Raw genomic sequence first — 11,492 nt, 5'->3', positions numbered from 1 at the left:
TCAGGTCATAGACTTTCAATCGGCCGTGTGCGTCCAAGTTTTATAAGAGACAGGCCGGGTGTCTTGCGCGCGACTACCGGTGGCAGCGTTTATCATCGTGTGGGCGGCGGCGCCCTGGCCGGGCACCTGACCGCTGACGGCATCGAGGGTGATGGATTTGGTGCCTTGGGTACCGCAGTCGATGCCGAGGAAGAGTTGTTGGGTCATGTTTGAACCAGTCAGTTGTGCTAAAGTTCAAGAACCACCCCTCACCCCAGCCCTCTCCCCAAGGGGAGAGGGGGAAAGGGAGCCAGATTTTTTAGATTTCAAATCTTGAGTTCGACTCGGTATTTCAGGTCGGCGTAACTCGAAAAAACACCTCACCCCAGCCCTCTCCCTCCGGGAGAGGGCTGGGATGAGGGTCGCTTTTAAAAGCCGTTCGGTAAATAAGAGCGTGTCCCCAACCCCCCATCCCCCCTAAACTAGCGGCCATTCCCGATTTGCCCGTCCGAGGCCGCTTTTTCTCATGTCCGTTACCGCCCCATCTGCCAAACCGGCGCCCGACCACCACGCCCAGTTCATCGAGCTGCTGCAAACCAGCCTCGAGCAGAACGGCTTCATCAAACTGGTGCTGGCCAAGTACGTCGGCGAAGAAGCGGACCTGCAGCGGATCATCATCAAACCGGTGACGGTCAAGGCGCAGCCGTGCCTGTCCTTCGTTTATCGCTACAAGACCCGTGACATCACCAAGAACCTGCCGCTGGACGAAGCGGTGACGACGATTGCCGGGCTGCTGCCGGTGGCGTTCAAAAATGCGCATTTGCTGACCCTGACTGACGAAGCCCAGCTCGAATACAGCAAAAAGGGCAAGAGCTCGCTGTTCATGAGCAAACCCCAGCAATTGCGCGAAGCGCCGTCCGCCGAACACAACCGCGAGAAAAACCGCTTTCTCGAGTTGAGCCGTCCGTTCCTCAAGGATCTGGGTGTGACCAATGCGCAACACGAGCTGATCCCGGCGATGTCGCGCAAGTGGAAGCAGATCAACAAGTTCATCGAAGTGTTCAGCCATGCGCTGACCACGTCGCCGCTGGCGCTGGACAAACCGGTACGGGTGGCGGATTTCGGCTCGGGCAAGGGTTACCTGACATTCGCGATTCACGATTACCTGCGCAACACCCTGAAGGCCGAGGGCGAAGTCACTGGTGTCGAGCTGCGTGAGGAAATGGTCAACCTGTGCAACGCCGCCGCGGCAAAACTCGATCACCCGGGTCTGGTGTTCAAGTGCGGCGACGTGCGCAGCGTGGCGCCGAGCGAGCTGGACGTAATGATCGCCCTGCATGCCTGCGACATCGCCACTGACTACGCGATCCACACCGGCATCCGTTCGGGCGCGTCGATCATCATGTGTTCGCCGTGCTGCCACAAGCAGATCCGTCTGCAAATCCAGAGCCCTGCACTGCTCAAACCGATGCTGCAATACGGCTTGCACCTGGGGCAGCAGGCGGAAATGGTCACCGACAGTTTGCGGGCGCTGTTTCTGGAAGCCTGCGGTTACGAGACCAAGGTGTTCGAGTTCATCTCGCTGGAACACACCAACAAGAACAAGATGATCCTCGCGGTGAAGCGCGCCGAGCCGGTAGACCCGGCTCAGCTGTTGGTGAAGATTGAGGAGTTGAAGGCGTTCTACAACATCAGCGAGCACTGCCTGGAAACCCTGCTGCGCGCTGACGGTTACCTCGCCTGACCAAGATCTTGTGGGAGCGAGCTTGCTCCCACATTTGATTTCACTGCGGTCTTGCGACCGAGCATGACGGTCGCGATCACGCCACAGGCAAACACCCAGGTAATCGGCTCGACATGTTCACCGAAGAACAACGCTGAAAAGGCGATGGTGAAGAAGATCTGCAACAACTGGATCTGACTGACCCGGGCAATGCCACCCATGGCCAGCCCGGCGTACCAGGCGAAGAAGCCGAGAAACTGCGAGAACAGCGCCACGTAACCAAACGCCCACCAGGTCTTGGCCGACACGGCACCGTGATGCTGCAGCGCCAGATACAAGACCGGGCCGATCAGCAAGGGCGTCGACAGCACCAGCGCCCAGCAGATCACCTGCCAGCCGCCCATCTCCTTGGCCAACCGGCCACCTTCGGCGTAGCCCAGCCCGCCGACGGCAATCGCGCCGAGCATCAGCAAGTCCCCGGCCTGAATGCTCCCGGCACCGGTGTACAACGCATAACCGAGCACCAGCGCGCTACCCAGTGCAGCACAGGCCCAGAAGGCTTTCGACGGACGTTCGTGGGACAACCATGCGGCGTAAAGCGCCACGCACAGCGGCTGTAAACCGTTGACCAGTGCCCCGTGGGACGCCGGCAGGGTTTGCATGGCCCACGCCGACAACACCGGGAAGCCGAGAATCACCCCGGCGATCACCAGACTCAGGCCTTTGATCTGCTTCCAGGTCGGCCACTGTTCCCGGCGCCACAACAGCAGCATCGCCGCCGGAATCGCCGCGAACAGCGCGCGGCCGAGGCCGTTGAGCAGCGGATGCAGTTCCTGCACCACGATGCGGGTGAAGGGCAGGGTCAGGCTGAAAATCACAACGCCGAGCAGGCCGAGGGCCATGCCGGTGTTTTCGCGCGAGGACATGAGGGAACCAGATATTGAGGTGGCTGGAAGTTCTCCTCATCTAGCCATAATCCGTGGCGTTCGGGCTGTTACAGCTAGGCACAGACTTATCCATACAGTTGCAAAAAACCTTGTGGCGAGGGGTGTAGTAGTCAGTTATTACCTGGCCCTGCGGATAAGGTCTACCTTGAATACTCCCAGGCATTTCCCAGAGGAGTCCTCCCCATGGCTGCGAAAAAGATTCTGATGCTGGTCGGCGATTACGTCGAAGACTACGAAGTGATGGTGCCGTTCCAGGCTCTGCAGATGGTCGGACACACCGTCCACGCGGTATGCCCGGACAAAGCGGCCGGCAAAACCGTGCGCACGGCGATCCATGACTTTGAAGGCGATCAGACCTACAGCGAGAAACCCGGGCACCTGTTCGCCCTCAACTTCGATTTCGCCAAGGCCAGCGAGGCTGATTACGACGCGCTGCTGATCCCCGGCGGTCGTGCGCCGGAATACCTGCGGTTGAACGACAAAGTCCTCGAACTGGTGCGCGCCTTCGACAAGGCCGGCAAGCCGATTGCCGCGGTCTGTCACGGTGCGCAACTGCTGGCAGCGGCGGGCATTCTTGAGGGTCGCGAGTGCAGCGCCTATCCGGCCTGCGCGCCGGAAGTGCGACTGGCGGGCGGTACGTACATCGACATCCCGGTGACGGATGGCCACGTTCAAGGCAATCTGGCCACAGCTCCGGCATGGCCGGCGCACCCGAACTGGCTGGCCGGGTTCCTCGGTTTGCTCGGCACCCAAATCACCCTGTAACGAGGGCTTTTCCATGTGCGAGCTGTACGTAAAGGCCGACCCGATTCTCTATGAGTCCCGTTCGCGCTCGCTGCGTATCTGCGGGGTGGTGACGACGTTGCGCCTGGAAAACCAGTTCTGGGACATCCTCAGCGAAATCGCCGAAGTCGACGGCATGACCACCAACCAGTTGATCGCCAAGCTGTATGAAGAGGTGATGGACTATCGCGGGGAAGTGGTGAATTTTGCCTCGTTCCTGCGGGTGAGTTGCACGCGGTATCTGAGTCAGCAGCGGGTGAATGCACCGCAGCTTTCGGTGGTGCGGGCGCTAGGGAAATAGCCAGAGTCGGGTCAGGCGACAGAATTCGGCGGCTGGTCTTTACTCAGTTGCGCGAAACCTCTCAACCGCCAAGGAGCAACGAGCATGTCCGGATGGTACGAAGTGAGTAAAAGCAGCAATGGCCAGTTCAGGTTTGTACTCAAAGCCGCCAATGCCGAGACCATTCTCACCAGCGAGCTCTACACCACCCGTGCGGCAGCCGATGGTGGCATCGCTTCGGTACAGACCAACAGTCCGCTGGACGAGCGTTACGAGAAGAAATCGACCAAGGACGGCCATCCGTACTTCAATCTGAAGGCTGCCAATCACCAGATCATCGGCAGCAGCGAGTCGTATTCCTCGGACGCTGCGTGTGACAAAGGCATCGCCAGCGTCAAGGCCAACGGCCCGACCAAAGTGATCAAGGACAAGACCCTGCCGGTCCTCTGAACACTGAGGATCCGAAAATGTGGGAAGGGTCTTGCTCCCGAATGCGATGTGTCAGTCAGAGAGATGTCGACTGGTATTCAGCATTCGGGAACAAGCCCCCTCCCACATGGTTTTTTGCGGTGACTTGAGGATCAGCGCAGGGTTTTCAGGATTGCCAGCAACTGACCACGCCCGGTTTCGCTCAACGGGAATACCGGCAAGCGCGGATCGCCTACCTCCAGCCCGGTCTCGCGCAAACCAGCCTTGATCGTCGCCGGCAAACCGCCTTTGAGAATAAAGTCCAGCAGCGGCAACTGGCGGTAGAACAGCTCGCGCGCCTTGGCCAGATCGCCTGCCAGCGACGCCGCGTACAGATCCAGGTTCAGTTGCGCAATCAGGTTTGGCGCCGCCGTGCACCAGCCTTTCGCCCCGGCGGCGAACGCCTCCAGTGCCAGCGGATTGCAGCCGTTGTAGAACGGCACCTGACCTTCGCCGAGCAATTGCAGCTTGTGCATGCGCTGGATGTCGCCGGTGCTCTCCTTGACCATGGTCACGTTTTCCACGGCGCCGACGATGCGCAGAATCAAGTCGACCGACATGTCGGTGCCACTGGTGGCCGGGTTGTTGTAGAGCATGATCGGCACGCCAATGCTGTCGCCGATGGCGCGGTAGTGGGCGAGGATTTCCGCTTCGGTGAGTTTCCAGTACGAGGCCGGCAGCACCATCACCACATCGGCGCCGTGGGCTTCGGCAAAGCGAGCGCGACGCACCGCTTTGGCGGTGGTCAAGTCGGACACGCTGACGATGGTCGGCACGCGTTTCGCCACGTGTTTGATGCTGAATTCAGCGACCTGATCCCACTCGGCGTCGCTCAGGTAGGCCCCTTCGCCGGTGCTGCCCAGCGGCGCGATGGCGTGGACGCCGCTGTCGATCAAACGATCGATCGATTGGCCGAGTGCCGGCAGGTCGAGGCCTCCGCCGTGGGCGCCGAACGGGGTGATGGTGTAGCCGATGATGCCGTGAATGTTGGACATGAGTGTGCTCCGCAAGGATGGGTAGATATTCAGTTCAGGCAATCGGCGTGCTGATGCAGGTTCTGCCGGGCGTAGTAGTTGAAGGCAGCGGCGTGACGTTTCGGTTTTGACACCCAGTCGTGCGCCTCGCGGCCCAGCGCCGGGATAATTGGTTTGATCGTGCCGGCGGCCATCGCCAGCAGTTGCAGCTTGGCCGCACGTTCGATCAGTTGGGCGATGACACACGCTTCCTCGATAGTGGTGCCGGTCGACAACTGGCCGTGGTGCGAGAGCAAGATCGCGCGCTTGTCGCCCAGTGCCCCGGCAATCAGTTCGCCTTCCTCGTTACCCACCGGCACCCCCGGCCAGCCTTCGAGAAATGCGCAGTCGTCGTACAGCGGGCACAGATCCATGTGGGAAATTTCCAGTGGCACTTCCAGCATCGACAGCGCCGCAACGTGCGTCGGGTGAGTGTGAATGATGCAGTTCACGTCCGGTCGGGCGCGGTACACCCAACTGTGGAAACGGTTGGCCGGGTTGGCCATGCCGTGACCTTCGAGCACTTCCAGGTCCTCGTTGACCAGCAGCAGATTGCTCGCAGTGATTTCGTCGAAACCCAGCCCCAGTTGCTGAGTGTAATAGGTGCCCGGCTGCGGGCCACGGGCGGTGATCTGCCCGGCGAGGCCGGAGTCGTGACCGCTCTCGAACAGAATCCGGCAGGTCAGGGCCAGCTTTTGCCGGTCTGTCCACGTATTATCCGCCAGAGATTTTTGCATCTGGGTCAGCGCTTGCTTGACCAGTTGGTCTTTGGGTAGTGCTAATGTCTTGGCCATGTCTGTGTCCTTTGAGTGATTGCAAATGACACTAAAGAGGCTATATGACACAAAGTGTCATTGGCAAGCACAAATCGTCGCTTCCTCAATGGAATAACCGCTGCGCATGTCTATCCGTTTGAAATTGTTGAGAAAAAAACTTGGCGTGACCCTTGAGGCATTGGCCGAAAAATCCGGTATGACCAAGAGTTATCTGTCGAAAGTCGAGCGCGGGCTGAACACCCCGTCGATTGCTGCGGCATTGAAACTGGCGAAAGCGCTGAATGTGAAAGTCGAGGAATTGTTCTCCGAAGACAACGTCAGCCTCGACAGCTACAGCCTGGTGCGCAGTCACGAGCGTCAGTCACTGGCGGCCAACGATCAGAGCCCGGGCTATGCGGTGTTGGCCCATCAGGTCAGCGAGCGCAACCTCTTGCCGTTCATCATTTACCCGCCGAGCGAGTTCACTGACAAAACGTTCAAGGAGCATTTGGGCGAGGAGTTTCTGTTCGTTCATGAAGGGCAGGTGGAGGTCGATTTCATGAACGAACGAGTGTTGCTGGAACGCGGCGATGCGCTGCACTTCAACGCGCAGAAACCGCACCGGATCAGATCGGTGGGCGAAGTGCAGGCGCAGTTGCTGGTGGTGGTGCACAGCGCCGAAGAGTGAGTTGCCCTAAAAGACTTCGCGAGCAAGCCCGCTCCCACAGGTTGAATGCATTCCAAATGTGGGAGCGGGCTTACTCGCGAAGGCGTCAGCCCGGTCAACATCAAACCTCGACAGGCACCGACAGCTTCGGATTGCCCAACGGGTGGCTCTTGGAGTCAAAAAAACGCAGCTCAACCCCCGTGCCTTCGAACACCTTCGCGTAATGCCGTTTCTGGTGCTGAATGAACGCCGCACTGCGCGGATAAATCGAGATCGCCACGCTCGTAGGTTTTGCCAGACGCAACGCCCGAACGATATGGGCGTCCTGCTCACCCAGCGCATGGCCGAAGATGCACAGACTGTCGCCATGGGCCAATAACTGCTGGTAACAGAACGACAGATAATCCGAACTGCGAATGGTCTTGAGCTTGTCCGCACTCGGCCCTTCGGTGACGAACAGCGGCACGTCGTCCAGCGTCTTGATCGTGTTGTTGATCGCGAAACTGCCGAGCAGCGTGCCTTCGGTCGAGGTCAGTTTGCGTGCGGTGCCGTCCTGATTGCGCACCAGGTGCAGGCCACCGTGCAGGTACAGCAAGCGCGGTTTGTCTGTGGCGCTTTCGCAGAGATCGAAACTGGCGTTGGCGCCGTTGAACAGGTCATCGATGGCCGCACTTTTGTGCTGCAAAGCCCAGTAATTGAGCAAGTCGTAATTGGTCGTGAACACCGTGCGATAACGCGCCAGTTCTTCGTTCAGGGTGGCGAGTGTCGACGGCTGCACCAGGCGCCACGGAATGTGCACGGCATGCACGGTGTTGATCAGCGCTTCCTTGATCGCATAGTAACGATTACGCGGCGCCGCCGAGCTGACCGCCAGCGCCTTGTTGACCCGGCTGGTGGTTTTCAACGCGCCCAGCACCTGTTCGAAGCTGCGCGTCTGCATCGCATCGAACACGCTCAGCTCCGACGGGCTCAGCGGTTTTTCCTCAACGGTGCGGGCATTTTCGAACAGCGAGTCGTAACCGAAATCGTCCCACACCGCGCGGCTGGCGCCGTTGCCCACCAGCAGGCCGCTGAATCCGGTCGCAGCGCGCAGGGTGTTCCAGTCTTCGAGGGTGGCATCGACATCCAGAAAATCGCTCATTGCTTGGCACATCTCAAAACATAGGGGCTGATGGGCGGCGACTTTATCACGAGCGGGCATTGAGCCAGATCAACATCGGGTGTGACTGATCGGTCGATCCTGTGGGCATCCACCGAATCAGACAGTCGACTCGGTCCCAGTCAGGAGACGCACGATGAGCAGCACCTTTTTCATTCCGGCAGTCAACATCATGGGCAGCGGATGCCTCGACGAAGCCATGGTCGCGATCCGCAATTACGGGTTTCGCAAGGCGTTGATCGTCACGGATGCAGGGCTGGCCAAGGCCGGCGTGGCCAGCATGGTCGCCGAAAAACTGGCGATGCAGGACATCGATTCGGTGATCTTCGACGGTGCCAAACCGAACCCGAGCATTGCCAATGTCGAGTCCGGGCTGGGGTTGCTCAAGGAAAGTCGCTGCGATTTTGTGGTATCGCTGGGCGGCGGGTCGCCTCACGACTGCGCCAAGGGCATCGCCCTGTGTGCAACCAACGGCGGGCAGATCCGCGATTACGAAGGCGTCGACCGGTCGACCAAGCCGCAACTGCCGCTGATCGCGATCAATACCACCGCCGGCACTGCCAGTGAGATGACCCGTTTCTGCATCATTACCGATGAAGCGCGGCACGTGAAAATGGCCATCGTCGACCGTAACGTCACGCCGCTGCTGTCGGTCAACGACCCGGCGCTGATGGTCGCGATGCCTAAAGGCCTGACCGCTGCCACGGGCATGGACGCCCTGACCCACGCCATCGAAGCCTACGTCTCGACCGCCGCCAACCCGATCACCGATGCGTGTGCGCTGAAGGCCATGACCTTGATCAGCAACAACCTGCGCCTAGCCGTACGCGACGGCAGCGACCTCGCTGCGCGGGAGAACATGGCGTACGCGCAGTTTCTTGCCGGCATGGCGTTCAACAATGCATCCCTTGGGTATGTCCACGCGATGGCGCACCAGTTGGGCGGCTTCTACGACTTGCCGCACGGGGTCTGCAACGCCGTGCTGCTGCCGCACGTACAGACCTTCAACGCGCTGGTCTGCGCCGAGCGGCTGACCGATGTCGCGCACGCGATGGGCGCAGACATCCGTGGTTTCAGCCCGGAGGAGGGCGCGCAGGCAGCGATCACGGCGATTCGCTGTCTGGCCAGAGACGTGGAGATTCCCGGCGGTTTGCGCGAACTCGGGGCCAAATGCACTGACATTCCGGTGCTCGCCGCCAACGCCTTGAAAGATGCGTGTGGCATCACCAATCCTCGGGCGGCAGACCAGCGGCAGATCGAGGAAATTTTCCGCAACGCCTTCTAAACCCTGTGAGTGGCACTCGGCGCGAACTTCACGCAAAGCATCGCGCCGAGTGCCAGACACGTGCACAACAGTGACAACGGCCACGCCTGAGGACTGGCGATCAGACTGGCCAGCGCACCGATGATCGCGGCCATCAATTGATGAATGAACCCGCTCAAGGCCATCGCGTAGGCACCGGCAATTGGTGCACCGTCGTTAGCCCTGGACAGACTGATCGGGTAGTTCAGCGATTGCCCGAACACCGCCACGCAATACGGCAGCCACAACAACAGCGCCACCGAGCTGGCCAGCAGACTGCCGAGCAACATCAGGCTGCAGCCCGCCAATACCAACCCCACCCCCAGTGCCATCAGTCGCTGCTGACCGGTGCGCAAAACAAAGCGATTGACCGCCAGCGCACCGAGAAAATACGCCACGCTGATGGGCCACCCCAACAGCCCGTATTCCATCGTCGTCCACTGAAACGGCCCTTGCAGAATCAGCGGCGCTGCGGTGTTGAAGGCGATGATCACGCCATATCCCAGGCCACCGGCCAGTGCTGGCAACAGAAAGGCCCGATGGCACAGAATGACTCGATAGGCCGACCACGATGAGACCGTTGCCGGCGCTTCACCGAGCACCGGGAAACGCAGGCGCGACACGATCAGCGCCATCAACAGGCAGCTCGCGCCAAGCAGATAGAAGATCGCCTGCCAGCCCAGTGCCACTTGAATCAACGACCCTAAATACTGGCCGATGCCCAGTGCGACCACGAATGAGATTGAAATCCACGACAAGGTTTTCGCCAGCAGATCGCCGCGAAAGCTGTCGCGAATCAGCACCCGCGCCATCACCGAAATCCCGCTGGCGCCGATGCCTTGCACCAGTCGCAGCAGCAAAAAGGCTTCCAGTGTCGTACCCAGCGACAGCGCCAGGTTCGCCAGTCCATAAATGCCCAGCGTGGCGAGCAATACTGGTTTGCGTCCGATTCGCTGGGCCAGACTGCCCCAGAACAACATCGGCAATGCCATGCCGATCAGGTAGAGCGACAGACCCCAGGACACCTGCGCCGATTCCGTGTGCAAGTCGTCGGCAATCTGTGGCAACGCCGGCAAGTAAATGCTCATGCCCAACTGCGCGAGAAATACCGTGCCACAGGTGACGAGGAGGGTGATGCCGGGGTTCATCAATCGTCCTTGTTATCAGTCGTCGAGGTCGCAGCGATGCGTGCGCAGCAACTCGGTGATCACCTCGCAGAAACGCTGGATCAACGGCGCATCCATGTCGGCGCGCAGGGTGATGCGAATGGCGGCGTTGCCTTGTGCAACGACGGGAAAAAACACGGCACCGGTGAAAAAGCCCTGTTCGGACAATGCGCTGGCGACACGGTTGGCGACCTCCGCCCGACCGCATTTGATCAGTCGAATCGCCATGTTGCTGTGGCATTGCTCGGTGCCGATCAGGCTGTCGAAGAGGCGGATATTAGCCTGAAGCCTGTCCTGCAGCGCTGAAAGTTCCACGCTTTGATGCAGGCGGATCGATGCTCTGCCGGCACCGATTGCCGCGCAATTGAGGCTTTGCGACCAATTGCTGGGGCCGCCGTAGCGCTGGATGATTTTCTTTTGCCGCTCGTTGCCGAGCATCACCAGACCACCGCTCGCGCCGAAAGCCTTGGCCAGCGACGCGACAATCAGGCAGTCGTCACCCAGTGCAGTGAGCCGCGGCCGCACTAGCCCTGCGCCGTGATGACCGACGGCGGATAACGCGTGGGAATCATCCAGATAGAGAAACAGCCCGTAGCGATCCTGCAGGAACAACAGGCTTTCCATGTTCGCCACGCCCCCCATGCTGTAGGCGCTGTCGGCGATGTACGCCACCCGCCCGAATTGCTGGCACGCCTTTTCTAGAAAATCCATGTCGTTGTGCGGGCAGGTCAGCACGCGGGTTTCATCGGCGCAGGCCGCTTTCAGGTGATTCATCGAGTAATGCGCCTGACGGTCGAACACCATCACCGGCGGCCGATTCTCGGTCAACACGCCGCTGGCCAGCAACGGCAGGATGCCGGCGCTCGCGGCGCTGCAGGACAGGGTGCTGACACAAACAGCCTCAAACAGCTGCGACAGCTCCGCCTCGTATTGCTCCAGCAGCGCCAGTTTGCAGCGGTTCTTTGAGTTGGCAATGCGCAAGGTGCCAGTGTCCAGCAGCGCGGCGATGGCGCCTTCGAGCAATGCGGGATGATGATCCAGCCCAAGATAGGAGGTGGTGCAGAAATGATGGAAGTCACGACCGTACTGATCGAGCAGGTGATTGGTGCCTTTGATTTCAACGTTGAGGCCGGCGATTTTTCCCTGTTCGGCGATATCCCAATCGCCGTTGGCCAGCGTGATGACTTTGCGGTAATTGGAGTAAATGTTGGGTGCAGGTTGTGTCAGATTCATCAGTTCGTCCCTTTAG

The 11,492-nt window shown here is 59.9% G+C and carries 12 protein-coding genes and 1 pseudogene; 6 read left to right on the top strand and 7 right to left on the bottom strand.

Annotated elements, in window-relative coordinates:
* Positions 1-54: 54 nt before the first annotated feature.
* Positions 55-207: pseudogene (locus F2P67_RS20270) on the bottom strand (xylulokinase); the annotation flags it as partial.
* Positions 208-505: 298 nt separating this feature from the next.
* Here F2P67_RS20270 and F2P67_RS20265 point away from each other — a divergent pair.
* Positions 506-1,723: a class I SAM-dependent methyltransferase gene (locus tag F2P67_RS20265; RefSeq protein WP_166222810.1), complete on the top strand. Its 1,218-nt coding sequence runs from the start codon at positions 506-508 to the stop codon at positions 1,721-1,723.
* Here the strand turns inward: F2P67_RS20265 and F2P67_RS20260 are convergent.
* On the bottom strand, positions 1,711-2,628 hold the full coding sequence (locus tag F2P67_RS20260) for a DMT family transporter (protein ID WP_166222808.1): 918 nt from the start codon (positions 2,626-2,628) through the stop codon (positions 1,711-1,713). The two genes, F2P67_RS20265 and F2P67_RS20260, sit on opposite strands and share 13 nt — an antisense overlap.
* Before the next feature lie 204 nt (positions 2,629-2,832).
* On the opposite strand from F2P67_RS20260, the gene F2P67_RS20255 reads away from it, so the two are divergent.
* The 3 genes from F2P67_RS20255 to F2P67_RS20245 all read left to right on the top strand — a co-directional run bounded on the left by F2P67_RS20255 (position 2,833) and on the right by F2P67_RS20245 (position 4,162).
* Complete coding sequence (locus F2P67_RS20255) at positions 2,833-3,414, top strand: DJ-1/PfpI family protein (protein ID WP_166222805.1); 582 nt, start codon at positions 2,833-2,835, stop codon at positions 3,412-3,414.
* A gap of 13 nt (positions 3,415-3,427) precedes the next feature.
* Entirely contained in the window at positions 3,428-3,733 is a 306-nt protein-coding gene (locus F2P67_RS20250) for a ribbon-helix-helix domain-containing protein (protein WP_166222802.1), read from the top strand.
* An 84-nt stretch (positions 3,734-3,817) separates the two neighbouring features.
* Complete coding sequence (locus F2P67_RS20245) at positions 3,818-4,162, top strand: YegP family protein (protein WP_166222799.1); 345 nt, start codon at positions 3,818-3,820, stop codon at positions 4,160-4,162.
* A gap of 131 nt (positions 4,163-4,293) precedes the next feature.
* On the opposite strand, the gene F2P67_RS20240 is transcribed toward F2P67_RS20245, so the two are convergent.
* Together F2P67_RS20240 and F2P67_RS20235 are read right to left on the bottom strand one after the other, a co-directional pair.
* Positions 4,294-5,175 (bottom strand): dihydrodipicolinate synthase family protein, encoded by an 882-nt coding sequence (locus F2P67_RS20240; protein WP_166222796.1) that lies wholly within the window; start codon positions 5,173-5,175, stop codon positions 4,294-4,296.
* Positions 5,176-5,204: 29 nt separating this feature from the next.
* On the bottom strand, positions 5,205-5,987 hold the full coding sequence (locus F2P67_RS20235; protein ID WP_166222793.1) for an aldolase: 783 nt from the start codon (positions 5,985-5,987) through the stop codon (positions 5,205-5,207).
* Between the two features lie 106 nt (positions 5,988-6,093).
* Here F2P67_RS20235 and F2P67_RS20230 point away from each other — a divergent pair, with 106 nt between their 5' ends.
* Positions 6,094-6,636, top strand: coding sequence for a helix-turn-helix domain-containing protein (locus F2P67_RS20230; protein WP_103305546.1), 543 nt, complete (start codon positions 6,094-6,096; stop codon positions 6,634-6,636).
* Between the two features lie 100 nt (positions 6,637-6,736).
* Here F2P67_RS20230 and F2P67_RS20225 read toward each other — a convergent pair whose 3' ends face one another.
* Entirely contained in the window at positions 6,737-7,756 is a 1,020-nt protein-coding gene (locus F2P67_RS20225) for a DUF4917 family protein (protein ID WP_166222790.1), read from the bottom strand.
* A gap of 154 nt (positions 7,757-7,910) precedes the next feature.
* Between F2P67_RS20225 and yiaY the strand changes: the two genes are divergently transcribed.
* On the top strand, positions 7,911-9,059 hold the full coding sequence (gene yiaY / locus F2P67_RS20220) for an L-threonine dehydrogenase (RefSeq protein WP_166222787.1): 1,149 nt from the start codon (positions 7,911-7,913) through the stop codon (positions 9,057-9,059).
* Here yiaY and F2P67_RS20215 read toward each other — a convergent pair.
* Both F2P67_RS20215 and F2P67_RS20210 read right to left on the bottom strand, forming a co-directional pair.
* On the bottom strand, positions 9,056-10,225 hold the full coding sequence (locus tag F2P67_RS20215) for a multidrug effflux MFS transporter (RefSeq protein WP_166222784.1): 1,170 nt from the start codon (positions 10,223-10,225) through the stop codon (positions 9,056-9,058). The two genes, yiaY and F2P67_RS20215, sit on opposite strands and share 4 nt — an antisense overlap.
* Positions 10,226-10,240: 15 nt before the next feature.
* Entirely contained in the window at positions 10,241-11,476 is a 1,236-nt protein-coding gene (locus tag F2P67_RS20210) for an aminotransferase class I/II-fold pyridoxal phosphate-dependent enzyme (RefSeq protein ID WP_166222781.1), read from the bottom strand.
* Positions 11,477-11,492 lie beyond the last annotated feature (16 nt).

Origin of the sequence: Pseudomonas atagonensis, assembly GCF_011369485.1 — a bacterium.
In the GTDB taxonomy this organism is placed as follows: Bacteria; Pseudomonadota; Gammaproteobacteria; order Pseudomonadales; family Pseudomonadaceae; genus Aquipseudomonas; species Aquipseudomonas atagonensis.
The sequence above is the reverse complement of the archived record's forward strand: the minus strand, read 5'-3'. Positions and strand labels throughout refer to the sequence as shown.